This is a genomic window from Aeromonas intestinalis, from assembly GCF_054052485.1.
Map to the genome: position 1 here is coordinate 311,457 of NZ_JBSTYK010000004.1, position 25,081 is coordinate 336,537.

Annotated in this window: 22 protein-coding genes; 10 read left to right on the top strand and 12 right to left on the bottom strand. The window is 58.9% G+C overall.

Going from position 1 to position 25,081, the window contains the following annotated elements:
* Positions 1-126: 126 nt before the first annotated feature.
* Complete coding sequence (locus tag ACW5W7_RS07420; protein ID WP_349921529.1) at positions 127-516, top strand: META domain-containing protein; 390 nt, start codon at positions 127-129, stop codon at positions 514-516.
* 109 nt (positions 517-625) lie between these two features.
* Here ACW5W7_RS07420 and aceK read toward each other — a convergent pair whose 3' ends face one another.
* Positions 626-2,353: a bifunctional isocitrate dehydrogenase kinase/phosphatase gene (aceK, locus tag ACW5W7_RS07425; RefSeq protein ID WP_456501288.1), complete on the bottom strand. Its 1,728-nt coding sequence runs from the start codon at positions 2,351-2,353 to the stop codon at positions 626-628.
* Positions 2,354-2,547: 194 nt separating this feature from the next.
* Here aceK and ACW5W7_RS07430 point away from each other — a divergent pair, with 194 nt between their 5' ends.
* The 7 genes from ACW5W7_RS07430 (at position 2,548) to ACW5W7_RS07460 (ending at position 11,426) form a co-directional block, all read left to right on the top strand.
* On the top strand, positions 2,548-3,240 hold the full coding sequence (locus ACW5W7_RS07430) for a tRNA/rRNA methyltransferase (protein ID WP_456501289.1): 693 nt from the start codon (positions 2,548-2,550) through the stop codon (positions 3,238-3,240).
* Between the two features lie 271 nt (positions 3,241-3,511).
* Positions 3,512-5,971 (top strand): bifunctional aspartate kinase/homoserine dehydrogenase I, encoded by a 2,460-nt coding sequence (gene thrA, locus ACW5W7_RS07435; protein WP_349921532.1) that lies wholly within the window; start codon positions 3,512-3,514, stop codon positions 5,969-5,971.
* A gap of 2 nt (positions 5,972-5,973) precedes the next feature.
* On the top strand, positions 5,974-6,954 hold the full coding sequence (thrB, locus tag ACW5W7_RS07440) for a homoserine kinase (protein WP_456501290.1): 981 nt from the start codon (positions 5,974-5,976) through the stop codon (positions 6,952-6,954).
* Positions 6,951-8,225 carry a threonine synthase gene (gene thrC, locus ACW5W7_RS07445; RefSeq protein WP_456501291.1) on the top strand — a complete coding sequence of 425 codons (1,275 nt, stop codon included), beginning with the start codon at positions 6,951-6,953 and terminating at the stop codon, positions 8,223-8,225. Before thrB ends, thrC begins: the two co-directional genes overlap by 4 nt.
* Before the next feature lie 94 nt (positions 8,226-8,319).
* Positions 8,320-8,733, top strand: a complete 414-nt coding sequence (locus tag ACW5W7_RS07450) for a YybH family protein (RefSeq protein ID WP_456501292.1) — start codon at positions 8,320-8,322, stop codon at positions 8,731-8,733.
* Between the two features lie 360 nt (positions 8,734-9,093).
* The gene (locus ACW5W7_RS07455; RefSeq protein WP_456501293.1) at positions 9,094-9,360 is read left to right on the top strand and encodes a hypothetical protein; all 267 of its coding nucleotides are present in this window, start codon (positions 9,094-9,096) and stop codon (positions 9,358-9,360) included.
* 377 nt (positions 9,361-9,737) lie between these two features.
* On the top strand, positions 9,738-11,426 hold the full coding sequence (locus tag ACW5W7_RS07460; protein WP_456501294.1) for an ATP-binding cassette domain-containing protein: 1,689 nt from the start codon (positions 9,738-9,740) through the stop codon (positions 11,424-11,426).
* A 393-nt stretch (positions 11,427-11,819) separates the two neighbouring features.
* Here the strand turns inward: ACW5W7_RS07460 and ACW5W7_RS07465 are convergent, their stop codons facing one another.
* The 4 genes from ACW5W7_RS07465 to ACW5W7_RS07480 all read right to left on the bottom strand — a co-directional run bounded on the left by ACW5W7_RS07465 (position 11,820) and on the right by ACW5W7_RS07480 (position 15,944).
* Positions 11,820-13,970, bottom strand: a complete 2,151-nt coding sequence (locus tag ACW5W7_RS07465) for an NACHT domain-containing protein (protein WP_456501295.1) — start codon at positions 13,968-13,970, stop codon at positions 11,820-11,822.
* A 766-nt stretch (positions 13,971-14,736) separates the two neighbouring features.
* Positions 14,737-14,904 (bottom strand): hypothetical protein, encoded by a 168-nt coding sequence (locus ACW5W7_RS07470; RefSeq protein ID WP_456501296.1) that lies wholly within the window; start codon positions 14,902-14,904, stop codon positions 14,737-14,739.
* 173 nt (positions 14,905-15,077) lie between these two features.
* Entirely contained in the window at positions 15,078-15,374 is a 297-nt protein-coding gene (locus tag ACW5W7_RS07475) for a winged helix-turn-helix domain-containing protein (protein ID WP_349921543.1), read from the bottom strand.
* Positions 15,375-15,413: 39 nt separating this feature from the next.
* On the bottom strand, positions 15,414-15,944 hold the full coding sequence (locus tag ACW5W7_RS07480; RefSeq protein WP_349921544.1) for a DUF1523 family protein: 531 nt from the start codon (positions 15,942-15,944) through the stop codon (positions 15,414-15,416).
* 389 nt (positions 15,945-16,333) lie between these two features.
* Between ACW5W7_RS07480 and ACW5W7_RS07485 the strand changes: the two genes are divergently transcribed.
* Positions 16,334-16,966 carry a LysE family translocator gene (locus ACW5W7_RS07485; RefSeq protein WP_349921545.1) on the top strand — a complete coding sequence of 211 codons (633 nt, stop codon included), beginning with the start codon at positions 16,334-16,336 and terminating at the stop codon, positions 16,964-16,966.
* A gap of 194 nt (positions 16,967-17,160) precedes the next feature.
* On the opposite strand, the gene ACW5W7_RS07490 is transcribed toward ACW5W7_RS07485, so the two are convergent.
* The 7 genes from ACW5W7_RS07490 to ACW5W7_RS07520 form a co-directional block, all read right to left on the bottom strand.
* Positions 17,161-18,261: a beta-N-acetylglucosaminidase domain-containing protein gene (locus ACW5W7_RS07490; RefSeq protein ID WP_349921546.1), complete on the bottom strand. Its 1,101-nt coding sequence runs from the start codon at positions 18,259-18,261 to the stop codon at positions 17,161-17,163.
* Positions 18,262-18,309: 48 nt separating this feature from the next.
* Entirely contained in the window at positions 18,310-20,037 is a 1,728-nt protein-coding gene (locus ACW5W7_RS07495; RefSeq protein WP_434666625.1) for a potassium/proton antiporter, read from the bottom strand.
* 276 nt (positions 20,038-20,313) lie between these two features.
* On the bottom strand, positions 20,314-20,460 hold the full coding sequence (locus ACW5W7_RS07500; protein WP_005325762.1) for a hypothetical protein: 147 nt from the start codon (positions 20,458-20,460) through the stop codon (positions 20,314-20,316).
* Positions 20,461-20,563: 103 nt separating this feature from the next.
* Entirely contained in the window at positions 20,564-21,253 is a 690-nt protein-coding gene (locus ACW5W7_RS07505; RefSeq protein WP_456501297.1) for a M15 family metallopeptidase, read from the bottom strand.
* Positions 21,254-21,321: 68 nt separating this feature from the next.
* On the bottom strand, positions 21,322-22,452 hold the full coding sequence (gene dapE, locus ACW5W7_RS07510; RefSeq protein WP_456501298.1) for a succinyl-diaminopimelate desuccinylase: 1,131 nt from the start codon (positions 22,450-22,452) through the stop codon (positions 21,322-21,324).
* A gap of 22 nt (positions 22,453-22,474) precedes the next feature.
* Complete coding sequence (locus tag ACW5W7_RS07515; protein ID WP_456501299.1) at positions 22,475-22,825, bottom strand: ArsC family reductase; 351 nt, start codon at positions 22,823-22,825, stop codon at positions 22,475-22,477.
* A 196-nt stretch (positions 22,826-23,021) separates the two neighbouring features.
* Positions 23,022-23,336, bottom strand: a complete 315-nt coding sequence (locus ACW5W7_RS07520) for a hypothetical protein (protein WP_434666634.1) — start codon at positions 23,334-23,336, stop codon at positions 23,022-23,024.
* Positions 23,337-23,621: 285 nt separating this feature from the next.
* Between ACW5W7_RS07520 and dcuC the strand changes: the two genes are divergently transcribed.
* Positions 23,622-24,998, top strand: coding sequence for a C4-dicarboxylate transporter DcuC (dcuC, locus tag ACW5W7_RS07525; RefSeq protein WP_456501300.1), 1,377 nt, complete (start codon positions 23,622-23,624; stop codon positions 24,996-24,998).
* Positions 24,999-25,081: the final 83 nt, after the last annotated feature.

Genomic DNA, 25,081 nt, shown 5'->3' on the forward strand with positions numbered 1-25,081 from the left:
ACATCGCTTCTGCCTGTAAAGGCTACTTTCGTCACAATAAAAGAGTTTAAATTGGCACCTGACTCATGCTACACAGGCCCGGTCACTCTGAGTCTTCATTAATTTTCTTCATCAAGAGGCGATCTCATGAACAAGAAACTGACCCTGCTGGCCGCCCTGGCCCTGGGAGGCTGCGCCATGGCAACGGGTTCCAATCTGGCTAGCTTGCAAGCATCGACCTGGCAGCTGCAAGGGGCGAGCGGCGATACCTTCACCTTGCAACTGGCAGGGGACAAGGTGGCCGGCAAGGGCGGCTGCAACCGCTACTTCGGCGCCATCAAGCAGCAAGGGGACGGCGTGCTGGCCCTCGGTCCCATGGGGGCGACCCGCATGATGTGCATGGGGGATCTGGCAGGCAAGGAGATGAATTACCTGCAGGCCCTGGAGAAGGTCGCGAGCTTCGAGATCAAGGGTCAGCAACTGGTACTGCGTGATGCCAGCAAGGCACCCCTGCTCACCTTCGATGCGATGAAATAAGTCGAGGTACCGTCAATGGCTGTCGCAACCCGGCCGCCATGTCGTGCACACAAAGAGGGACGCCGCGGCGTCCCTCTTTGCATTTCGTGAAGAGCCCTATCGGACCTCTTCATCCCCCGCGCTGGAAGCGAAACCGCTTCTTGCGCCGGTAGGGATAGACATCCTCGAATACCCCTTCCTTGATGTTGCTTTGCAGCATCTTCCAGTAGTTGGCATCAAATAGATCCTTGTGCAGTTGCATCATGATCTCCCGCACCTGGGGTTTTTGCAGCAGGAAGGTGGCGAACTCCTCGGGGAAGATGTCGTTCGGTGCCACCGAATACCAGGGCTCGGCGCTCCACTCGTCTTCCGGGTAGCGCGGCGGCGGGATCTGGCGGAAGTTGCACTCCGTCATGTAGCAGATCTCGTCATAGTCGTAGAACACCACCCGGCCGTGGCGGGTGACGCCGAAGTTCTTGAACAGCATGTCACCCGGGAAGATGTTGGCGGCCGCGAGCTGCCTGATGGCGTTGCCGTATTCCTCCAGCGCGAGCCGGGTCTGCTGCTCGTCCGCCCTGTCCAGGTAGAGGTTGAGCGGGATCATCTTGCGCTCCGTGTAGAGGTGCTTGATCACCAGCTTGTCGGCGGTGATGGTCAGCGCAGAGGGGGCCACCGTCTTGAGCTCCGCCAGCAGCTCGGGGGAGATGCGATCGAGGGGAAACTCGAAGTTGGTGAACTCCTGGGTATCGGCCATGCGGCCCACCCGGTCGTGCTGTTTGACCAGCCGGTATTTCGCCTTCACCTGCTCGTGGCTCACGTCTTTCGGGGGCGTGAACTCGTCTTTGATCACCTTGAACACCACGTCGTAGGAGGGGAGGGTGAACACGCTCATCACCATGCCCTTGATACCGGGGGCGATGATGAACTGCTCCCGGCTCTCGCCGAGGTGCTGCTGATAGTGGCGATAGAGTTCCGTCTTGCCGTGTTTCTGGCAGCCGATGGCGTTGTAAATTTCGTAATCGGGCTTGCGGGGCATGATCTGGCGCAGAAACAGCACATAGAGGGCCGGCACCGGGGCATAGACCATGAAATAGGCGCGGGCGAAGCCAAAGACGATGGAGGCGAGCTCGGGCTCGAAGATGACGGTATCCACATAGATGCTCTGACCGGTGCTGAGCAGGGGCAGGATGAAGGGATATACCTCCTTTTTTACCCGGATGAGCCCCACCAGATAGGCCCCCTTGTTGCGGTAGAACACCTCCCTGAGCAGCTCGATGGCGAAGGGTTCCTCGTGCAAGATGGCCGGGCCGTTCTCGGCCAGATGACGGTGGATGTCGACAATATCCCGCTGTTTGTCCTCATAGGGCAGGGTAAAACTGTAATCCCCCAGCAACTTGCTCAGGGTCTGGGGCAAATGGGCCAGATCGGTGCGATAGATTCGCAGCAGGCTGCCGAGATCCGGGTGTTCCCCCCGGCTCACGAAGGGGTGGATGTAGAGGTTCTCGTCGCGGATGTTGCGATGGCGGAAGATGCGGCGGTAGACGGAGTTGAAGAAGGACTCCGCCACCTCGAAGTTCTCGCACTGGGGCAACAGATCGCTGAAGGCCCCCTTCACCTGCTTGAGCAGTCCCTGGCTTGGCAACTGTTCGCCCATCATCTGCTTGATCTGGGTCGTGGTCGCGCCCACGTGGTGATCGTAGAGGCGGATGCGCTCGCGCCCTGCGAGCTGGACACCCAGCCAGTCGCTGTTCTCGAAGCGGCTCTTGCTGCCCTGGGTTATCTCGAGAAAGCGGCTGTAAAACGACTCGAAGCGCTGCAAGATCGTCTCGGCGACCGCCTGTTCCAATGGCTGCTGCATCTCTCTCTTCCTTGTGACCTGTCCATCCGATGGCGTCTGCACTGGTCTGCAGTTTGTTCACATATCGGGCCACTATGGCAACATTCAAACATCCGTTCAAGTGGCATTTTTCGGGGATAAACGGTAGATTGCGCCCCTGTTTTGCCGATGGTCCCACGCCCTTTTCGACCGCGGCCCCTCCAGGAGAAAACCCGATGAAACTCTATTTTGTACTGGTGGCACCGGCCCGCGCCGCCAACGTGGGGGCCGCCGCCCGCGCCATGAAGACCATGGGCTTCGATGCCATGCGCCTGGTGGCGAGCCGGGTGCACGAAGAGGATGAGGCGAGCTGGGTGGCGCACGGGGCGCAGGAGATCCTGACCGAAGCCGAGGCGTTCGACACCCTGGAGGCGGCCCTCGCGGACATGGATCTGGTGATTGCCACCACCGCCCGCCAGCGCGGCCGTTATCAGCACTACCTCACCCCGGCCGAGATCCGCGATCAGATCCGTGCCAAACAGTCGTTGAACAAGGTTGCCATCGTGTTTGGCTGCGAGGAGTCGGGTCTCTCCAACGAGCAACTCGCCCAGGTGGATCTCATCAGTTACCTGCCCCTCAAGGTGAGCTACCCCTCCCTGAACCTGGGGCAGGCGATCATGCTGTATGCCTACGAGATGAGTCCGCTGCTGGATGAGCCCGAAGTCGTAGCAGAAAATTTTGATAACCTTGGGCAGGTTCGGGTGCTGAAATCAAAAACAGCAGAAATTCTCGGTGAGCTCGGTGTTTCGCAAGATGAAAAACTGCATCAATGGGTGATGGACCGAGTGCCCATGCTGCCGCAGCGGGATCTGAATATGCTGCATCTGCTCTGCAAAGACCTCGTTCGCCGCTTTGAACGCAAGGAGTGAAGCGGTTTAAGTTGACAGCCCATCGCCCGGCGCGGTATTGCTAAAAGCCAGCTTCGTTCAAGAGTGTTCGTCATGCAGTCATTCATCAACGTCATCACCACCACCATTATTACCGGTACCACCACAGGTGGCACTGGGGCCGGTTGATGCGCTGACGAACAAGCACAGAAATCAGAAAAGGCCCGTACCCACCCAGTACGGGCCTTTTTGTTGGATGATTTTCGGGTCAATTTGCCGGTCGGTTTGCAAAAAAATACAGGGAGAGAAAGCGATGAGAGTGTTGAAGTTTGGCGGGTCGTCACTGGCCGATGCAGAACGTTTCCTACGGGTTGCCGATATCGCGGTGAACACCCATGGTCAGTCCCAGGTCGCCCTGGTGTTGTCGGCCCCGGCCAAGGTGACCAATCATCTGGTGGCCCTGGTAGAACAGACCAGTCGCGGCATGGATGCCAGTAGTACCCTGTTCGAGATCAACGGTATCTTCTCCCGCCTGCTGGCGGGGCTCAAGGCGGCCTATCCGGCCCTGGATGACAAGGCCCTGCTGGCCCGTCTGACCAGCGAACTGGATCAGGTCGAGCGGTTGATGCAGGGCATCCGGCTGCTCGGGCTCTGCCCGGACAACGTGCAGGCCCGCATCCTGAGCCGGGGCGAGAACCTCTCCATCGCCTTCATGCACGAGCTGCTGCGGGTACGTGGTCTCGAACTGGATCTCATCGTGCCGGAACAGTTGCTGGTCACCGACGGCGGCTATCTGGAGGCGCACGTCGACATCGAGGCCTCCCGCCTGCGCTTCGCCGCCAAGGGCCTGCGTTCCGATTGTCTCTATCTGATGCCGGGCTTCACCGGTGGCAGCGACAAGGGTGAGACCGTGCTGCTGGGCCGTAACGGCTCCGACTACTCCGCCGCCGTGCTGGCCGCCTGCGTCGATGCGGAGTGCTGCGAGATCTGGACCGACGTGGAGGGCTGCTACAACTGCGATCCGCGCCTGGTGCCGGACGCTTACTTGCTCAAAACCCTCTCCTACAAGGAGGCGATGGAGCTCTCCTACTTCGGTGCCAAGGTGCTGCACCCGAAAACCATCGCCCCCGTGGCCCAGTTCCACATCCCCTGTCTCATCAAGAACAGCTTCAACCCGCAAGGGCCGGGGACGCTTATCGGGGTCGAGCAGGGGGATGATGACCTGAAAGTGAAGGCCATCTCGGATCTCTCCGGCATGTGCATGTTCAACGTCTCCGGCCCCGGCATGAAGGGCATGGTGGGCATGGCGGGCCGGATCTTCTCCGCCGTCTCCCGCGCCGGGGTCAGCATCGTCCTCATCACCCAGTCATCCTCCGAGTACAGCGTCAGCTTCTGCATCCACAGCTACGATTGCGACAAGACCCGCAAGGTGCTGGAGCGCGAGTTCGAACTGGAATTCAAGAACCAGCTGCTGGATCCCCTCGAGATCATGACCGATCTCGCCATCATCTCCCTCATCGGGGACGGCATGCGCACATCCAAAGGGATGGCGGCGCGCTTCTTCACCTCCCTGGCCCAGGCTTCCATCAACATCGTCGCCATCGCGCAGGGGTCGAGCGAGCGCTCCATCTCCGCCGTGGTGCGGGATCGCAAGGTGGCGGAAGCCATCAAGGCCTGCCACCAGAACTTCTTCGGCAGCCAGCAGTTCATCGATCTGTTCGTGGTCGGCGTCGGCGGCGTCGGTGCGGCCCTGGTGGATCAGATTGCCCGTCAGCAACCCGTGCTGGCCGAGCAGGGCACCGGCCTGCGGGTGGTCGGCATCGCCAACAGCCGCCAGATGGCGGTCAACAAGGATGGTCTCAACCTCGCCAACTGGCGCGAGCAACTGGTGGAGGCCCGGGACAGCTTCAGCCTGGAGTCGGTGAAAAAAGCGGTGGAAGAGAGTCATCTCATCAACCCTGTGATCGTCGATTGCACCTCCAGCGAAGCGGTCGCCGTCCAATATGCGGACTTCCTGGCCGCCGGTTTCCACGTGGTCACCCCGAACAAGAAGGCCAACACCGGGTCGCTCGATTACTACAAGGCGCTGCGCCGCACCGCCCGCCAGACTCGCCGCAAGTTCCTGTACGAGACCAACGTCGGCGCCGGTCTGCCGGTCATCGAGAACCTGCAGAACCTCATCAAGGCCGGCGACAAGCTGCGCGCCTTCGACGGCGTGCTGTCCGGGTCGCTCTCCTTCATCTTCGGCAAGCTGGACGAGGGGATGAGCTTCTCCGAGGCCACCGGCATTGCCCGTGGCAACGGCTTCACCGAGCCGGATCCCCGCGACGATCTGAACGGCATGGACGTGGCCCGCAAGCTCTTGATCCTGGCCCGTGAGGCCGGCATGGCGCTGGAGCTGTCCGATGTGGAAGTGGAGCAGGCGCTGCCGCCGGGCTTTGACGTCAGTGGCGACGTGGAGGCCTTTATGGCCCGTTTGCCGGAGGCAGACGGCTGGTTCCGTGACCAGTTCGCGGCTGCCCAGCGTGAAGGCAAGGTGCTGCGCTACGTGGGCTCCATCGAGGGGGGCAAGTGCAAGGTCGCCATCAAGGCGGTCGGCGCCGATGAACCGCTGTTCAAGGTCAAGGACGGGGAGAACGCGCTCGCCTTCTTCTCCACCTATTACCAGCCCATCCCCCTGGTGCTGCGCGGCTATGGCGCGGGTACCGAGGTGACCGCCGCCGGTGTCTTCGCCGATGTGCTGCGCACCCAGAACTGGAAGCAGGAGCTATAAGCATGAGTTCAGACATGTACCAGAGCCGCAGTGTAGTGGCTTATGCCCCGGCCTCCAGCGCCAATCTGAGCGTGGGCTTCGATGTGTTGGGGGCGGCACTCGCCCCCGTGGATGGCTCCCTCCTGGGGGATCGCGTTCAGGTCAAGGCGGCAGAGGTGCCGTTTGCGCTGTCGGCTGTGGGGCGCTATGCCCACAAGTTGCCGGACGATCCCAAAAAGAACATCCTCCATGACTGCTGGGTCGGTTACGGCGAGTCGCTGGCCAAGCTGGGCAAGGCACTGCGGCCGCTGGAGATGGTGCTGGAGAAGAACCTGCCGGTGGGCTCCGGCATGGGTTCCAGCGCCTGCAGCGTGGTGGCGGCCCTGGAGGGCCTCAACGCCTTCCACGACAACCCGCTGAGTGAGCACGATCTTCTGCTGCTGATGGGGGAGATGGAAGGACGTATCTCTGGCTCCGTGCACTACGACAACGTAGCCCCCTGCTATCTCGGTGGCATGCAGCTGATCGTGGAAGAAGCAGGCGTCATCAGTCAGGGTATTCCGGTGTTCGAGGAGTGGTACTGGGTGGTCTGCTACCCGGGTACCGTGGTCTCCACCGCCGCCGCCCGCGCCATCCTGCCGGCCCAGTATCGCCGCCAGGATTGCCTCACCTACGGTCGCCGGCTGGCCGCCTTCGTGCATGCAAGCTACACCCGCCAGGAAGGGCTGGCCGCCAGCGTCTTGAAAGACGTGATTGCCGAACCCTACCGCGCGGCCCTGATCGAGGGTTTCAACGAGGTGCGGGCCCAGGCCGCCCAGAACGGGGCGCTCGCCACCGGCATCTCGGGTTCCGGCCCCAGCGTCTTCGTGGTGATGAAGGATCTGGCCCAGGCCGAGCGCATGAAGGATTGGATGGACGCACATTTCGTGCAGAACGAAGATGGATTTGCCCGGGTCTGTAAATTGGACATGGCCGGGGCACGGGTAACAGGAAGCGAGCTATGAATCTTTACAATATCAAGGACAAGAGTGAACAGGTCAGCTTCGCCCAGGCGGTGCGCCAGGGGTTGGGCCGCGAACAGGGGCTCTTCTTCCCCGAGAAACTGGAACCGCTGGCCGATGTGGATGCCTTGCTGGACTTGCCGCTGGCCGAGCGCTCGGCCCGTATCATCAGCCACCTGCTGGGGGATGAGGTGCCCTTGCCTAAGGTCAGCGAGCTGATCAGCGCCGCCTTCACCTTCCCCGCGCCCCTGGTGAAGCTTAAAGACAATACCTATGCCCTGGAGCTGTTCCATGGCCCGACCCTGGCGTTCAAGGACTTCGGCGGCCGCTTCATGGCCCAGTGCCTGGCCGCCTTCCGCACCAACGACAAGATCACTATCTTGACCGCCACCTCCGGCGACACCGGCGCCGCCGTAGCCCACGCCTTCTATGGCCTGGAGGGGATAGAAGTGGTCATCCTCTATCCCAAGGGCAAGATCAGCCCCTTGCAGGAGGCGCTGTTCTGCACCTTAGGGGGCAACATCCGCACCATCGCCATCGACGGCGACTTCGACGCCTGCCAGGCGCTGGTGAAACAGGCCTTCGACGACGAGGCGCTGAAAAAGGCCATCGGCCTGAACTCCGCCAACTCCATCAATATCAGCCGCCTGCTGGCGCAGGTCTGCTACTACTTCGAAGCCGTGGCCCAGCTGCCGCGCTCAGAGCGCCATAAAGCGGTCATCAGCGTGCCGTCCGGCAACTTCGGCAACCTGACCGCAGGCCTGATTGCCAAGGCGCTGGGGCTGCCGGTGAAACGCTTCATCGCCGCCACCAACGCCAACGATACCGTGCCGCGCTACCTCAAATCCGGCCAGTGGGAGCCGCACCAGACGGTCGCAACGCTCTCCAACGCCATGGACGTGAGCCGCCCCAACAACTGGCCTAGGGTAGAGGAGCTGTGCCGCCGCAACGGCTGGGCGCTGGAAACCTTAGGGTCAGGCATGCGTGACGATGTCCAGACCCGTGATGCGCTCAAACGCCTGCACCAGCTGGACTACTTGTGCGAGCCCCACGGCGCCATCGCCTGGGATCTGCTGGGGGAGCAGCTCGGTGAGGACGAGGTGGGAGTGTTCCTGTGCACCGCCCATCCCGCCAAGTTCAAGGAGTCGGTGGACGAGATCCTGGGGCTGGATGTGCCGCTGCCTGGGCCCCTTGCCAAGCACGCCGCCCTGCCGCTCTTGTCCCACAACCTGCCGGCAGAGTTCGCGCCGCTACGGGCCTTCCTGCTCGGTTAAGCAACCTGAAACATCCCCCGGCTTCGGGGGATGTTTGTTTTTGGCCAGAGGCTGAAACCGTCTTAGATTAACCCAGAGGATTGAGGAGCAGAGCATGAGCCAGCATCCCCTTCGCACGCTTATCGAAACCTGCGACGCCGCCATCTCCCGGCGCGATTTCGACGCCCTGATGGCCTTCTACGCCGAGGACGCCGCCCTGGTGGTCAAACCCGGCATGGTGGTACGCGGCATTCCCGCCATTCGCCGCGCCTTCAGCGCTATCTCCGATTATTTTCAAGGCCAGCTCAAGGTAGAACAGGGGGCCATGGAGGTGATCGAGGGGGCCGACAATGCGTTGGTAATTATGGAGACCCGGCTGCGCTACCCGGGTGGTGAGGGAGGGGTTATCGATGAAACCCGCCGCGCCACCTATGTGTTTCGCAAAGAAGCCGATGGGCAGTGGCGCTGCACCATCGATAACTCCTACGGTACTGCGCTACTGGCGGCAGAGGGGGTCTTCCACCGTTGATGCCGGGATAACAACTTGGCCATAAAAGGCTTTTTCCAGTGTGAACTCAGAATCACAGCCTGGCTCCCGACACAAGACCCCGAATGGATGCCCATCACAACCTGCTGCCAGCAGGTTTTATGGCAGTGGTTGCTGTTGTCTGGTCATGGTTTGGTGATCACTTCTGCTATCAAAACCGGCCCCATAAGGACAATCAATATCGAGGTATATACAGGGCCACAGAAGCCCTATTGACCCTATCCCTCCCGGCTGTTAATCAGGGTGCTGCTTGAAAACCATCATGGACGAGCAAGGCCGCAGACTTCCCATGGGCGCGGCCGACTGACAACAACAAAACCACAGTGCAGGGAGCAAACCATCATGTGGCCGTACCGAAAGATAGTGACCCAATCCCTCAAGACCCCCCTGATGATCGCCAGGATCCTTTTTTACCTCGCCCTGTTATTGGTATTCCCCCTGCCAATGATGATGCTATCGGACTCTCCGGCGGCAGAGATCGGGCGTTTCTCTTACGTCCTGGTGACGTTTCCCATCGCCATGGGGCTGATGTTGATATCGAGCTTCATGGCCATCCTGATCGCCATGGTGGAGGCGAAAAACAGGAGTCATCCCCGCAGCGAGTGGTGATGCAGGGGCCGCCGTTTATCGGCGGCCTTGCACAAGGCTCTGTCATGGCCGTTATTCATGTCCAACAGCCGCCCTCGGGATGGGGGCGGCTTTCGCCCGTTTTTGAGGTGAATCAAGCGCCCCTTGAGTGTCGGTTGACCTTGCTGCCGGCATTGGGTTAGCCTCTGGGCTCCCTTTACACCTGAGTATTTCCTCCGATGCGCATTTAACCTGTCCGCACCCCTTATCGTCTTTGCCCTCGCTTTGCGAGGCCGGGTGCGTCTTTACCGTGACAGGTTGATGTTGATTCCTCATTGCTTCGTATCCGTGGACGCACGTCCCTGTCATTTGGCTTGGCTCTTGGCTTGATGCTCCGGCATTGACCCACAGGAGTACAGATGACCCCTATTTCATGTCATATCAAACAGTTGCAACTGCCTTATCTGCCCGGCATTGCGCCCCTCACGTTTTCCCTGCCCCAGGCGCCCTGTACCCTGATCGGTCGCAATGGCATCGGCAAGAGCCTGCTGCTGGCGGTGTTGGCCGGTTTGCGCTCCCCCGTATCGGGCAAGGTGGAATGGGCTCAGCCCATCGCCTGGCTTTCCCAATTCGCCCCCGACCGTGAAGGCTCAGTGGCCGACGTTATTGGCTGGGGGGAGGCCCTGGGCGCCCTTGAGCGCATCGAGCAGGGCAGTATCGACAGTCGGGATTTCGATCTGTTGGCAGAGCGCTGGACCTTGCGAGAGGACCTCGCGGCGATCCTGGCCGAGGCCAAGCTGGCTGTCGATATCAAACAACCACTGACCCGTCTAAGTGGCGGTCAACTCACCCGGCTAAGGCTGTTGGCGCTCTTTGCCAACCCGGATCACTTCCTGCTGCTGGATGAGCCTGACAATCATCTCGACGCCGAGGGCATCGACTGGCTTGGACGGCAACTGGCTCTCCACCCTGGCGGTTATCTGCTGGTGAGCCACGACCGGCGGTTGCTCAATCAAGCCCAACAACTGTTCGAGTTAAGCGAGCAGGGGCTGCAAAGCTCCCAGCTTTCATTCCAGGCCTATCTGCAGCAGCAGGCACAGGAGCAGGCCGCCAGACATGCGCGCCTGGATCTGGCCGTACGCAGTGAGAAGGCGGCCGCCCAGGCGCTGCAAAGAGTGCGCGAGCAGGCGGCAAAGCGCGCCAGTCAGGGACGGCGGGATCGCGGCTCTCAGGCCAAGGTCCTGCTGGATTTCAACGCGGATCAGGCGGGCAAGTCTCTTGGCAAGGTACTGGATCGCCATGAGCGTGGTCATCAACAGCAACTGGGCCTCAAGGCAGATGCGGCCGCCGCGCTGGCGGCGGTGCAGCCCCTGCGCATGCAGTGGCAGTATGGAGCCGATGCCCGCAAATCGGGCAGTGCCCAGCCGCTGGCGATCACGGCGACCTGTCACCCCCGTTGGCATAATCAATCGGTCAGTCTGGTGCTACAGCGGGGAGATCGCTGCCTGCTCAGCGGCAAGAATGGTAGCGGAAAATCGAGCCTGCTCAGAATGCTGCGCGGGGATCTTGCGCCCGAGTCGGGTTCCTACCGGATCAGCGACAGGCTTGCCTGTCTGGATCAGGGATTGAGTCTTATCGACACGGCGCTCAGTCCGCTTGCCAACTTGCTGGCGGTGGCGCCGACACTGGCTGAGAGCGAGGCGAGAACCCGGCTGGCGGGTATCGGATTGCGGCGAGACAGAGCCTTGCAACCAAGCCATGGCTTGAGCGGTGGCGAGCGGCTGAAATTGGGCCTCTTGATGGTGTTGGCCCAGCAGCCAGAGCTGCTGCTGCTCGATGAGCCGGACAACCACCTGGATCACGCCTCCCGCCAGTTGCTCACTCAGGTATTGGCCGACTATCCGGGCACCCTGCTACTTGTCTCCCACGATCCTGACTTTGTGGCCGGGGTGGGGATTGAAAGGGAGTATTGGTTGGAGGGAGGGGAATACCCAGACACTGAAAAGCGTATAAGCCTCTGCACAAGTCCAAGGAATCGATGGGCGAGATCCTGGGGCTGGACGTGCCGCTGCTCTCCGTTAATTTGCCTGCGGAGTTTGCCCGGTTGAGGGCATTTTTGGTGGGCTAACTGCTGTGTCGAGGTAATCGATAGAAACAAAAATCCCCCAGTAATGGGGGATTTTTGTTTTCTGTATAGGGAAAGGTGGTTCAAGTTCGAGCGGCTGTTCGATAAGCCGGACAACTGTCTGGAGTTCTCGTCGCAGCCAGCGGTTTGCTTAGGAGCAGGCCGACTATCTAGGAACTTTACTGCTGCTTTCCTACGCTCATAGTTTGTTGTTGGGGGGAGAGAAAGTAACTGATGACTTGCAGATCGCACAAACATGTGGAGGGTTAGAAAGTTAGGGGATTAGTTAAATGGGTTTAATAGCTTGATATTTATAGTTGATTTTTATGCCCCTCCCTTTTCTTAATTGAAAAAGGAGGGGCAAATAGTTATACATTCACTTTATTAGCATTTTTGCATCATCCAAGACCTTATCTCCACAAGTTGATGGAGAGCTAAGAATTCTTCTAACTCTATTTAATTCTTTTCTAACTGGTATCCAAACATTACCATCACCACGACTATATAAGTCTAACAGCCCATTCTGCTGAAGTAGTTTGATAGCATCAGATACCAATGCTCTATCATTCAGGTCTAATCCTCGGACAAGAGCTGTTTCAGAACGCCCACTTAAACTTTGAATGAAAACCTTTCTAAGTATTGACAACACCAGTTTTTCACCCCTAGACAAACTTGAGTTTAGAATAGAGCTTTGAGTGTTTACGGATTGTGAAAACTTTTCTATTACACATGTGCTATCAAATTTTGATGCGGGTAAGTCCTCAATGCAAGTTCTATCAGATACAAACATTACTAAACATCCTGAAAAATATGGTAGCTTTTCAGATTGGCATTTATCACCTATCTCTAACCATTCGAAAATACAGTCCTTAAAAGTTATCAAAGATAGATCTGAATCTTGCTCTGTAGGAGAAAACGTATAGTTCTCAAATACTGCATTTTCTATTAGCATTTTTTGCTTTGGAGCAAGAGGATGCTCAGCACATAGTATAGCTAGATCAGATTTTAATATGTCAAGTTCGGTTTTATCTTTTATGGACTGAAACGCAGACTCAATATTTGTAGATGTTAATTGTTGTTTGATATATCTACTTGCTCTTACGATCGTAGTTTTTCCTGCAAATTCATTAACTGTTCGCATGGATGAAAGCCATCCATCATTCTGTATTTCACCATATGGGTTTTCGACAAAGCTAAAAATATCTCTTGCTCGACAGACGCCAGCTAGTTCAATGTCAATAAAAGTTCTTGTTTCATCTTCATGTCTGTATATTCCTAATCCAGGTAAGCGCTGAAGCAATAAGTTTGCTTGATCATCTGGTTCAGACTCACATATTTGTACATATGCACTTCTAATCTGTTCCTGTGTTAGTGGACCTAGGCCATCTTGTGTTGACCTTGCCATTGTTGCCAATCTTTCTAGGATGAGTCTTAAGGTTGGACCATCAAGGCTAGGGCTTATCCTTGCTTCTCGCTCAAAAATTTTATCTAAAAGTATGTTCCATCCATCAATGGAGTCTATTGATGATATTATGTCCTGAGATTGTTGTAATATTCCTCGCGTGGCAAGATATGATATTAGTAAGGGTCTCGTAGGTAACCAGTCTGGGACTGCGATTTTATCACCAACTATTTTTTGTATATACCTAGCAACTTGTTTTTTATTTAATTCACCAAGTATAATAGTTTGTGATTTCTCTCTTATAGATAGGGCCGATTTTCTCTCCTCTATAGTGCTAAAAAAATGTTCTCTTCCAGATACGATATACCCAACAGATGAGGGAGTCTGTTCTAGCATTTTTCGGACAGCTTCTAAAGAGCGTCGTCTAGCCTCTCTTAGCTTGGTTTTGATTGATGAAATGCCGAGGGACGTTATTTCATCAAAACCGTCAATTAGTAATATTGCAAAACCTGCGCGCCAAGCAGCAATAAGACTGCTAGGTCTTTCAAACCCAATTTTTCGGCCATGACGCTCTAGCAATTCAGAAGGATCATCTTGCCCAGAATGTTCCCTTAAGTTTATATATATTGGGAATTTCGCTGTTTCTCCTATGCGATATTTTGCTCTAAGTTTGAAATATATTTCTCTTAGGGTCATGCTTTTACCAGCACCATAATCACCTAGGAGAACATAACTATCACCTGTTTCTAGTCCATCTATAATATTCTGTAAGCTAATAGACTCATTATTGTTTACAGGAAATAAATCGAGCTGTATATATTCTCCTTGATAGTTTATCTCTCCTGTATTTGGGTCTGCCACACTACCAAAAAGATGGTTGTCTCTTTTCTCAAAATAACTATGGACGTCAATAATAGCTTGCTGGAACTGAGCTAATGAAACTGCTTTGACTTGATTTTTGCCATATATTTTTACAACTTCTCTTTGATCTGCGGTAGGTTCATCCTTGGTTATAAACCAACCTATAGCCCCCTTTATTGAACCTGATTTTTGATGTGTTGAAATTAATTGAAATAGTTTTTTTGTATCTTCTTTTGCTTTATCTTCTCTTCTAGATGTAGTCATTTCAAGAAAATGGATCACCTCTTCAGTTTCAAAAATCCCATCTCTTTCCCTTCCGTTAATTTTGGCTGCTCCAGCATATTGAGCTTCAGGTCATCTCGCTCTAGCTATGCGCCTTACTTCATTCTCAAATAGCTCATCTTCTGCAAAGCTCATTTCATCCTCTCAGATTAAACTATAAAGACGATATAAAATATAGACAGATGATTTTCTTAACTAAAAGAATTGATTTTTTGCGTTAATTAATAGTCATAGTTTTTACTTCACATGAAAAATATCTATTTCCTTAAGCATTACTGAACCTCAATAGATTCTATGTAACAGTAAGTTCAGATTGAGTTATCCCTGAAATAGGCACCGGATGGCTATGTTAAACCAATCGAATCTGGTCTCACCAGTCAAAAATTGACGTAAATATCAGGAAGATCTGCGTTTTATGCGCCAGTTCAAAAAATGGGGAGGGGTAGGACAAGGATTCCCATGGCCCTTGATTTTATTGAGGGCGGCGGACGTGGCGGGGGCAAGAGTAGCTGGCTTGCCGCTGAGGAAGGGCTGGTTTGGGGGCACCCCGCTCTGCCAATCGGCGCTATAGTTGTGCGGCTATGGTGCCCTGCTCCTCATACGATACGGGGGCTTGCGGTAACATTTTATTGTTCACGTTTTGCGTTTGCGAAATTAGCTCAATCTATTCAATGGCCTTCAAGGCAGGAGGCGTTGCCACACTTGCTAACCAATCATGCCAGCCGATCTCTTCACTTAGTCAGAGTCATTAGCCCCCAGCCTCCGGCGGGCTGTGCTCTGGCGGCGCACTGAGCAGATCTTGTCCCTCGTCCTGACTCAGCACCAGATAGCGTTCGTACTGACGCAAGACGTTGGCGCTCAGTTCGTCTTGGGTCAGGGTGTCGTAACCGGCGCGGCCATCGGCGAAGAGGGTCATGGGCTCGAAGATGCGGGCGTCCGGGTCGTGGTTGGGGTCGGCTCCAGCGGATTGCAGGCGGAGGCGACTCGATATTCCGGATTCAGAGCATCACTGGCGGAAATGAAAGAGGGGAGCCTGGGCTCCCCTCTTTTATTGCTGATGACTTTTTCAGGGATACACCGATGACTTCCTCAGGGATACCCCAGGGTCTCCTTGACTGTCGCCAGCTGGGCTGCAATCCAGGCGGGGTTGATGGGGCCCCAGTCGCTGATGCGATAGTGCCCCTGCAGGTGGCGAGCCCCCTCGGTCTGCTCGAACAGGCAGAGGATGTCGAGTTCCGCCAGCGCCGTCAGGGTATCCTGGGCGGTGCGTCTCGGCATGCCGGTGGCGGCCATGATGGCGGGGACGGTGTCCGTCCCTTGGCTTATCAGATAGGCGACATAGAGGCGCCGGTAGAAGCTGGTGCGGGTCTTGCTGGGTTCTGTCATGGTCGATTCCTGACGTCGTTCGCGCTCAGACGGGCCGGTTTACAGCTCATCCTCGAGCCGGTCGAAATAACGCCAGGTGGCAATGGCGGCCTTGCCCATCACCAGGGCCCAGATGCCGAACCAGAACCAGCGGAAGAAGCTCCAGGTGGAGGCATCGGGCTGGGTGCTCTCAATCTTGGTGACGTTCGGGAACAGGGAGAACATGTTCACGCGCCAGCCGTAGGAGGTGATGATGGCGAGGCGCTTCTCGAACTCCATGGACTTGGCCTTGGCCTGAACATCCGCGGCATTGAACTTGAAGTAGAAGGGCCAGCCCCACTGGGTATCCTCATTGCGAAACACCCGGATCTTCTCACCAGGGCGCTCGGTGTAGATGTAGTAGACATCGGTGATGGGGCCGTCGGCCGGGTTCTTCTGGCTGATGGGGCCATCCTTGTCGGTACGCTTCACTTCCACCCCGGTGATGGTGGCGATGGTGTGTTCCGGCAGGTAGAAATCGAGCCAGATAGCGGAGAGCAGGGCGATGAGGCCCAAGGCGATAAAAGCGGGTTTCTTGAACTTCAGGCTCATGGTGTTCTCTGTGAGGGGCAGTGACGTGCCTCTACCATACCCATATTTGCCTGAGTAGCACAGCCCCTAATGAAGCCTGAAATTCAAAAACTCGTTTAAAACGTGGGGGCCCATGGCGATGAAAGAGGATGAATGAGGGCGACAGCGCCGCTGTGCCGCGCCTGGCTGTTGCCCTGATCCCACTGCCTGAGGGCGGATTGATGTCAGGCCCGCCGGGGCTCGGGTGGATTCATGATGTGCGGGCCTGCGCCAGGTTTTGCGCATCAGCGCGGGGGAACCGGGGGGAGGAGTGGTGATAATCACTGAAATCCGGCGGCGGCGCAGGTTTTTACTTGTGCGTACGGGGGGCGATGGGCAAGATTGATGGCTTGTTACCATGGAGGTGTAGTGTGTCCCACTGGATTGATCCCGCTATCTTGGCGCTGTTTATTCCCACGTTCTTCTTCGTATCCGTTACCCCCGGCATGTGCATGACCCTGGCTATGACCCTCGGCATGAGTCTGGGGGTGCGCCGCACCCTGCACATGATGTGGGGCGAGCTCATCGGCGTCGGTCTGGTGTCCGTGCTCTCCGTGGTCGGGGTGGCTGCCGTCATGCTGCACTACCCGGCCATCTTCGCGGCCTTCAAGTACGTGGGCGGGGCCTATCTGTTCTGGCTCGGCATCCAGATGTGGCAGGCCAAGGGCAAGATGGCCATTCCGGCAGATTTATCCAAGGAGCAGGAGACGAGCCGGCTGGGACTGGCGCTGCAGGGCTTCGTCACCGCCATCGCCAACCCCAAGGGCTGGGCCTTCATGATCTCCCTGCTGCCCCCCTTCATCAACGCGGCCAAGCCGATGGTGCCCCAGATCAGCGCCCTGGTGGGCCTCATCCTTGTCATCGAGTTCTCCTGCCTGCTGCTCTACGCGGGCGGTGGTCGCACCCTGCGCCATTTCCTCGCGAAAAGCGGCAACGTCACCCTGATGAACCGCATCGCGGGTTCCCTGATGCTGTTTGTCGGCGTCTGGCTGGCCTTCGGTTGAGAACCGGATCTGGCGAGTCAGCTCCATGTGCCATTCTTCGATGTTAAATCAATGGCTTATGTATGCGGATGGGCTCAGGTTACTGCGGGGCTAGCGGGCAGTCTGCCGTGACTGACAGGTGAATGTCACAGTGTAAAAAGGCCCCCCTCTGCCGTGCAGAGGGGGGCCTTTTTCGTGAACGGCGAGCGCGCGGCTCAGTCGGTCAGGCAGTCCGGGTCAAACACATACTCCCCCGCCAGCCAGCGCAGGATCTCGTCCACGCAGATCTGATCCTGGAATGGCAGATAGCGGGCCTTGAGGTAATCCTGCTGCTCCTGGGTGAGCAGACTCAGGCCAACATCCTGGAACAGCGGCAGATCGGCCTGGATCATGGCGGAGATCTGCGGGCCGCAGGTGGCGTTGAGGGAGGCATGCAGCGCCTTGTCCGGATCGTACTGTTTGCCGAGCTTGTAGCTGATGGGCAGGGTGGCGAGGGGCAGCACCGAGAGGGCCGCCTGCTTCATGGGATTGACCGCATGGCCTGCCACTAGGTCCCCGAGCTCGGTACGGTTCTCGAAGGCGCGCAGGTGCAGGAAGCTGCTGGCCTTGCTGCCGTCGTTGACCGGGTAGTTGTCCCAGAGGAAAGGCTTGCGGTGCAGCCAGTCGGCGGCCTGCTTGAGGTGCGCCGCCGGGTATTCGCTTGAGCAGACTTTGGGGCCGGTCCAGAAGATGTCGAACCGCTTGTCCAACCCTTGCCCCAGATCTTGCAAATAGTGGGGGGGCATGGCGCCGAACACCTTCTCCAGCACGGGATCCGTGGAGTAGTAGCTGGGGCAGAACAGCAACCGGCTGGCGCGGGTGTGGGCGGCGATGTCGTGGGCGATGGTGAGCTGCCAGTGGGCGAGATCCGGGGTATCTCCCTTCATGTCGTCAAACAGCACCGCCAGTATGTCGGGCTTGAGTGCCTCTTCGATGAGTCGCACCTTCTCCAGCAGGGCCGGGCGCTGACGATCGTAATCGTGATGGGCCCCCATGGGGCTCAGGCCCACCCCGAAGGCCAGGCCGTTGTCACGGCACTGCTGGGCGAGCTGACGGAGGGCGGCCAGCTGATCCGCAGGCCAGGGTTTGGCCCAGTGCTTGCGCAGATAGCCGTCTTCCTTCGGGGCATAGAGGTAGAAGCCGTAGCCGTGGCGGGGCAGCCACTGGGCGTAGCGGGCGCGGGCGTCCCAGCTCCAGCCCTTGCCAAAGAAGCCCTCGATGAGGCCGAGCCTGGGGGAGGGAGGGGTAAGACCAGACAGCAGTGTTTGGTAAGGCATGGGCAACTCCCTGCTCGCTGAGCATATTTTTATGGGCAGACTCGCGTCTTAAACCGGATCTTCTTCCAGGAAGCGTACCCCTATCTTGCGAGGCTCACCCTCTTCCATCTCGGCCACCGTCCAGAGCAATCCTTGCCAGGCAAAGTGGTCACCGACCACCAGATTATCGCCCAACTGGCCGGCGATAAAGTCGCCGAGGGTCAGATCCGCCACTTCGCTCACATCCAGCCCGTAGAGCGGGGCGAGATCCACCAGCTTGGCACCCGCCTCCAGCAGGAAGTCACCGAAGAAGCGCGGGCCCAGATCCTGCTCGGGGGCCTGGCTGAACAGCTGGCCGAGGGCGGGGAGATCGCGCTCATGACCGATGACGCAGAGGATGTCATCGGACTGCAGCCGGGTACTGCCCGAGGGGTGCAGCAGTTCCTGGCCCCGGAACAGGGCGCAGATGCGGGTCCCTTCCGGCATGCGCAGCTCCCGCAAGGGGGAGCCGATGCACCACTTCTCATCGCCGAGGCGATAGACGAAGGTCTCCCACTGGCTGTCGAGATCGATCTCGAGACCCGAGCGGTTGATGGGAGAGGGAGGGGCCGGCACCTCGACTCGCGCAAGGCGGGAGGCGAGCGGCAGCGAGCTGCCCTGCAGGATGAGGGAGACCAGCACCACGAAGAAGGCGACATTGAAGTAGAGCTGGGCGTTGGGCAGCCCCGCCATCATGGGGAAGACCGCCAGAATGATGGGTACGGCGCCGCGCAGCCCTACCCAGGAGATGAACCAGCGCTCCCGGGGGGCGAAGTTTTTAAACGGCAACAGGCCAATCCAGACCGAGATGGGGCGGGCAAACAGTATCATCCACATGGCCAGCACCAGCGCCGGCAGGGCGATGGGCAGCAGGTTGCTCGGGGTGGCGAGCAGCCCCAGCACCAGGAACATGCCGATCTGGCTGAGCCAGGTCAGGCCATCGAGCACCGACAAGGTAGTGCTGCGGCTGCGCAGGGAGAGGTTGCCGAGCAAGAGGCCGGTGAGATAGATGGCGAGGATGCCGCTGCCGCCGAGCGCCGTGGTGAGGGCGAAGATGAGCAGGCCGCCGCTCACCGTGAGCAAGGGGTAGAGGCCGGGAGCCAGGCGAGCGGTGTTGATGAGGCGCCACAGCAACCAGCCACCGGCGAGGCCGATACCGGCCCCGAGGCCAAACTGCTTGCCGAGTTGCAGCAGCAGGAAGGTCCAGTCCAGCCCCTGTTGCTGGGTGGCCAGCACCTCGATCAGGGTGACGGTGAGAAACACCGCCATGGGATCGTTGCTGCCGGACTCTATCTCCAGGGTGGCGCTGACCCGCTCGTTCAGGCTGCGCCCGCCTAGCAGGGAGAAGACCGCCGCCGCATCGGTGGAGCCGACGATGGCGCCGATCAGCATGCCCTGCATCAGGTTCAGATCGAACAGCCAGGCGGCGGCAAGGCCGGTCAGCCCCGTGGTGATGGCTACCCCGACGGTAGCGAGCGACAGGGCGGGCCAGAGGGCGACCCGAAACGACGAGACCCGGGTGCGCATGCCGCCGTCCAGCAGGATGATGGCGAGCGCCAGGTTGCCCACCAGGTAGGCGACCGAGTAGTCGGCGAAGTGGATACCGCCGGGGCCATCCTCACCGGCCAGCATGCCGACGGCGAGGAAGATGACCAGGATGGGGATGCCGATACGGGAAGAGAGCGCACTTAACAGGACACTGCATCCCACCAACAAGGCTGCGACAAAGAAGAAACTGTTGATGGTGGTGGCATCCAATGGCGAACTCCTTATGGCGGGCTGCAAAACAGGCACATTATATGCAGTTTGCGTCCCCTTGTGTGGCTTAATCGTGCATTAATTTGCACTTTTTTACCTTTCGGTGCTGTTTTTAAGCAAAAAGAAGGCGTGAAGAAGCAAGAATGAAATGAAAATGAAACAGTAACGATTGGTGCTGGTTTGGCGCAGGAATGGGGGCGAGAAGGAGAGGGCAGGCAGGTTCGGGCGGCACTAGAAATGGGCTCCGGAGGTCGTTCGGCGCCCGGAGCCTGGGAGTCAGTCGTCTTCGTCGTCTTTGACTTCCCGGATCTTGTCCCTGTATTTGGGGAGCTGTTTCTCGAGCTGTTTCATGTCCTTGATGGCGTTGAGAAACAGACCGAGCAGGAACAAGAGCGGCAGCCCTATCCATAGCCACAGACTCATGGGTTCGTCCTCCTCTTGCTAAGACAGGGGGTGACGTCATGACTGACCTGGCGCTCATCGAGCCGGGTCTGCATGGTCAATCTGCCTTCCATAAACCCCGTCTTCATGGGTGATTCCTCGCGTCGAGACCGGGAGTGACGTAACGAGCCAGGATCTCGTCCAGATGGGCCAGTATGCACTCCTTGCCTTCAATATCCGCCTGCTGCAGGCAAAGCGCCAGTGCATCCGGATCCAGCTGCAGATCGGCTGACTCCAGCCGGAAGCTCAGGTGCCAGGGTTCGTAGGCGACCCCGCAGCCCGCGCCAGAGAGCTGGGCATAGGGGAGGAAGAAGCCGAAGTCGTTCATGTGATCCCCGAGCCAGGCGCTCAGCTCCCCAAACCAGCCGTTTCCCTCGTACTCCCAGGGCTCCAGCGCCAGCTTGGTGTCCGCAGGCAGACAGTCCGGATCATAGATGTCCAGATCCGTCCCCCAGTGGTGACGGCTGGTGCCGGGCAGGGCGCTCCAGCGCAGGATGGCGTGCAGCCGCTCGGTCTCGTCGAGTTGCTGCGCATCCAGCGGCTGGCCCCTGGCGTCCAGCAATGGCCGCTCGCCGCGCCACTTGCCATTCCAGATGGCGAGCTGGCGTTCGAAACCGCGCCAGCTGGAGGCGGGTTGCAGGTTGTGGCCCTCGTAGGCGGCGGCCACCTGCATGTCGTTGAAGGCCGCCGCGGTGGCGACGGTGAGGCGGTGGGGACCGCGTCCCAGCAGGGTCAGGTGACTGTCGTCCAGCCCCAGCAGTTGATCCTGGGTCATGTCCGCTCCTTTAGTGATGAGATGGCAAGCCGGGCTGGCCCACAGCCAGCCCGGTCGGTGTGGCTTGGTCATGAGGCCAGCAGGCGCGCCAGCACCCCTTGGTACATGTCTGCCAGCAGATCCAGATCCTCGGCCTTCACGCACTCGTTCACCTTGTGGATGGTGGCGTTGACGGGACCCAGCTCGATGACTTCGGCGCCGGTGGGGGCGATAAAGCGTCCATCGGACGTTCCCCCCGTGGTGAGCAGGGCCGGTTGCTGGCCGTTGACCTGCTCGATGGCCGCCACCGCCGCGTCCAGCAGGGCGCCGGTGTCGGTCAGGAAGGGCTGGCCGGAGAGGGTCCATTTCAGTTCGAAATCCAGCCCGTGGCGGTTCAGCAGGGCCTCGACCCGATCGCGGATATCCTGATCGGTGAGCTCGGTGCTGAAGCGGAAGTTGAACTGCACCTGCAGCTCGCCCGGGATGACGTTGGAGGCGCCGGTGCCCCCCTGAATGTTCGCTATCTGGAAGCTGGTGGGGGGGAAGTAGGCATTGCCCTCGTCCCAGACGGTGGCGGCGAGTTCGGCCAGGGCCGGGGCCGCTTTATGGATGGGATTGTCCGCCAGATGGGGGTAGGCGACGTGGCCCTGTACCCCGCGCACCAGCAGATCGCCGGTGATGGAGCCGCGCCGGCCGTTCTTCACCACGTCCCCTACCTCGCTGGTGGAGGAGGGCTCGCCGACGATGCACCAGCGGATCTTCTCGTCTCTCGCCTCCAGCGTTTCGATCACCCGCACGGTGCCGTTGATGAAGGGCCCCTCTTCATCGGAGGTGATGAGAAACGCGATGGAGCCCGCATGATCCGGATGGGCCGCGACGAAGCGCTCGGTGGCCACCACCATGGCGGCCAGCGACCCCTTCATGTCGGCGGCGCCGCGGCCATAGAGCATGCCGTCCTGGATGGTCGGCTCGAACGGCGGGGTGTGCCACTTGTCCAGCGGCCCGGCCGGCACCACGTCGGTGTGACCGGCGAAGCAGAACAGGGGACCCTCGGTGCCACGACGAGCCCAGAGATTGGTGGTGTCTTCGAACACCATGGGCTCGATGACGAAGCCCAGACGCTCGAGGCGCGCCGCCATCAGGGTCTGGCACCCCTCATCCAGGGGGGTTACTGAGGGGCGGCGGATCAGATCCTTGGCCAGTGCGATGACATCCGACATCGGCGTTCCTTAAAAGAAAAAGTTAACGAGAGAAGAGGGATTGATAGTGATCGGCCTTGAAACCCAGATGCAGCTCGCCGTCCTTGTCCAGCAGCGGGCGCTTGATCATGGCCGGGTGAGCCAGCAGCAGGGTGCGGGCGCGGGCCACGTCGAGCCCTTGCTTGTCCGCCTCCGGCAGGGCGCGGAAGGTGGTGCCACGGGTATTGAGCAGGGCCTCCCAGCCGAGGCTCGCCAGCCAGCCATCCAGCGCGGCGGGATCCAGGCCATCGGCTCTGTGATCGTGAAAGCGGTATTCGACACCGGCTTCGTCCAGCCACTTGCGGGCCTTCTTGATGGTGTCGCAGTTCTTGATGCCATAGAGGGTGGTGGCCATGAGGATCCTTAAATCGCGGGGCCGGTGGCCCTGAATAAATGCAAGGCCCGATTCTGGCATCCCGATCTTCCGATGGCAACGGCGGCGCCCCGCACCCAGGCTTTTTACACAGGGATTTCGACCAGATGGAGGGCCCCTGTTAGCACAAAACGCGCCAGAGGGCGCGTTTTGTCGTATGGATGTCCAGCTATGTGGCTCAGGGGGAGACGGGCCACTGGTAATCGAATACCCGGGCACGTTCCCAGGGGGCGCCCGGCAGGCTGGAGGAGAGGCCGCCGTATTTGCCCACGTCATCCACCACTATGGTGGAGAGGATCGGCAGCTCGTGCTCGGTGCAATACATGCGGATGCGCTGCAACAGGGTGCGCAGCTCGTCCTGGCTGCTCTCCAGCCCGGCCCGCTTGGCCAGTTTGGAGTAACGAATGGTGGTGCGCTCCTTTGCAGACTCGACGAGGATGTCCCACAGCTTGTAGTCGCAGTTGGTGCTCTCTACGGTGGCCAGGTTTGTCATAACTCTCTCCGGTGCGAAATGGTCGCTTTGTGTCGATGGGCATCTTGGCCAGTTCAACCACCCCGGATGTTGATCCAAAGCAAAAAAAGTTGAGGTTGTTGGTCAAAGCCCCACGAAGAAGAATTCTAGAACCTTATTGCTGGATTTAATGGCTATTTTTTGTGATTTACCTGGAATTTAATGCTGTTGATGTGCGCTCAAGCAATCTTTATTGATAGGGATCAATAGGAAAGCCCGGCCTCACCACTAGATTTCGCACCTCGATAACCTTATCAGGAGCGCACTTTGGAACTCTTATTCGTCTCGTTCGTGCTGATCGCCGTGGTCTACGGCATCGTCAAGGACTACAACCCCCAGGCGGTGCTCGCCCTGGCGGGGATGAGCCTGTTCACCCTGGCCTACTGGCTCGGTCTGCATCCCATCCTGCCGGCGGAGAAGAGCACGGGGTTTGCCCTGTTCGACCTGTTCGAGGTGTTCAAGGGGATCTTCTCCTACCGGGCGGCGGGGCTTGGCCTCACCATCATGGCGGTGGCGGGCTTTGCCACCTACATGTCCCACATCGGCGCCTCCCAGGCCCTGGTGCGGGTGGCGGTCAAACCGGTGGCGGGCATCCAGTCCAGCTACCTGATGCTGGCCATCTGCTACCTGGTGGCGGTGTTCGTCTCCCTGTTCGTCACCTCGGCCACCGGTCTGGGTCTGCTCTTGATGGTCACCATGTACCCGGTGATGCGCAACCTCGGCATCAGCCCGGCCTCCGCCTGCGGCGTCATCGCCACCTCCCAGGCGTTCGAAATCGGCCCGACCCAGACCAACGCCATCTTCTCCGCCGGTCAGTCCGGCATGGATCCGACCAGCTACTTCGTGGATTACCAGATCTGGCTGGTGGCCCCCATGCTGCTGGTGACCATGGTGCTGCACTTCTTCTGGCAGCGTCACTGTGACCGCCAGGATGGCTGGGATCCCGCCAAGCACCGCGGCGATCACGCCGAGCTCGACGAGCAGGGGACGGACGAGGTGAAGGCGCCGACCTGGTATGCCCTGCTGCCCATCATCCCCTTCGTGCTGATGATGACCTTCTCCAAGCTGCTGGTGGATGACATCAAGATGAGCGTCGAGGTGGCCATGCTGCTGTCGGTGTTCATCGGCATGCTGTGCGAGCTGCTGCGTAGCCGCTCGGTGCGCACCTCCTTCGCGGGGCTGTCGAGCTTCCTCGACGGCATGGGCAAAGTGTTCGGCCCCGTAGTGGCGCTCATCGTCTGCGCCGAACTGTTTGCAGAATCCCTCAAGGCCATCGGTGCCATCGATACCCTGCTGCACTCTGCCAGCAACGCGGGTATCGGCAGTGGCCTGATGACCCTGGTGATGGTGGGCCTCATCATGGTGGCCGCGGTCATCATGGGGTCCGGCAACGCGGCCTTCCTGAGCTTCTCCACCCTGGCCCCCGCCGTGGCGGCCAAGTTCGGGGTGCCGGCGGTGACCATGCTGCTGCCCATGCAGCTCGCCTCCAGTATCGGGCGCAGCATCTCCCCCATCGCCGCCGTGCTCATCGCCTGCGCCGGCATCGCCAAGGTTTCCCCCTTCGTGGTGGTGAAGCGCACCAGCGTGCCCATGGCGGGCGCCCTGCTGACCGCCCTGGCACTCAATTATCTGCTGTTTATGTAATCAGCTGGGGGGGGGGGGGGGGGGGCGGGGGGGTGGCAGGGGGGTGGGGGGGGGGGGGGGGGGGGGCCCCCCCCGCGGGCGGG

Bases quoted from the DNA above. Each gene is read 5' to 3' on its own strand.
- ACW5W7_RS07470 (WP_456501296.1), bottom strand. From the start codon at position 14,904: ATGACCCTCTTCGCCGATGGCCGCGCCGGTTACGACACCCTGACCCAA.
- thrA (WP_349921532.1), top strand. From the start codon at position 3,512: ATGAGAGTGTTGAAGTTTGGCGGGTCGTCACTGGCCGATGCAGAACGT.
- ACW5W7_RS07520 (WP_434666634.1), bottom strand. From the start codon at position 23,336: ATGACAAACCTGGCCACCGTAGAGAGCACCAACTGCGACTACAAGCTG.
- ACW5W7_RS07475 (WP_349921543.1), bottom strand. From the start codon at position 15,374: ATGACAGAACCCAGCAAGACCCGCACCAGCTTCTACCGGCGCCTCTAT.
- ACW5W7_RS07505 (WP_456501297.1), bottom strand. From the start codon at position 21,253: ATGACCCAGGATCAACTGCTGGGGCTGGACGACAGTCACCTGACCCTG.
- dapE (WP_456501298.1), bottom strand. From the start codon at position 22,452: ATGTCGGATGTCATCGCACTGGCCAAGGATCTGATCCGCCGCCCCTCA.
- thrB (WP_456501290.1), top strand. From the start codon at position 5,974: ATGAGTTCAGACATGTACCAGAGCCGCAGTGTAGTGGCTTATGCCCCG.
- ACW5W7_RS07480 (WP_349921544.1), bottom strand. From the start codon at position 15,944: ATGAGCCTGAAGTTCAAGAAACCCGCTTTTATCGCCTTGGGCCTCATC.
- ACW5W7_RS07460 (WP_456501294.1), top strand. From the start codon at position 9,738: ATGACCCCTATTTCATGTCATATCAAACAGTTGCAACTGCCTTATCTG.
- ACW5W7_RS07465 (WP_456501295.1), bottom strand. From the start codon at position 13,970: ATGACTACATCTAGAAGAGAAGATAAAGCAAAAGAAGATACAAAAAAA.
- ACW5W7_RS07420 (WP_349921529.1), top strand. From the start codon at position 127: ATGAACAAGAAACTGACCCTGCTGGCCGCCCTGGCCCTGGGAGGCTGC.
- thrC (WP_456501291.1), top strand. From the start codon at position 6,951: ATGAATCTTTACAATATCAAGGACAAGAGTGAACAGGTCAGCTTCGCC.
- ACW5W7_RS07430 (WP_456501289.1), top strand. From the start codon at position 2,548: ATGAAACTCTATTTTGTACTGGTGGCACCGGCCCGCGCCGCCAACGTG.
- ACW5W7_RS07450 (WP_456501292.1), top strand. From the start codon at position 8,320: ATGAGCCAGCATCCCCTTCGCACGCTTATCGAAACCTGCGACGCCGCC.
- aceK (WP_456501288.1), bottom strand. From the start codon at position 2,353: ATGCAGCAGCCATTGGAACAGGCGGTCGCCGAGACGATCTTGCAGCGC.
- ACW5W7_RS07455 (WP_456501293.1), top strand. From the start codon at position 9,094: ATGTGGCCGTACCGAAAGATAGTGACCCAATCCCTCAAGACCCCCCTG.
- ACW5W7_RS07500 (WP_005325762.1), bottom strand. From the start codon at position 20,460: ATGAGTCTGTGGCTATGGATAGGGCTGCCGCTCTTGTTCCTGCTCGGT.
- ACW5W7_RS07490 (WP_349921546.1), bottom strand. From the start codon at position 18,261: ATGCCTTACCAAACACTGCTGTCTGGTCTTACCCCTCCCTCCCCCAGG.
- ACW5W7_RS07515 (WP_456501299.1), bottom strand. From the start codon at position 22,825: ATGGCCACCACCCTCTATGGCATCAAGAACTGCGACACCATCAAGAAG.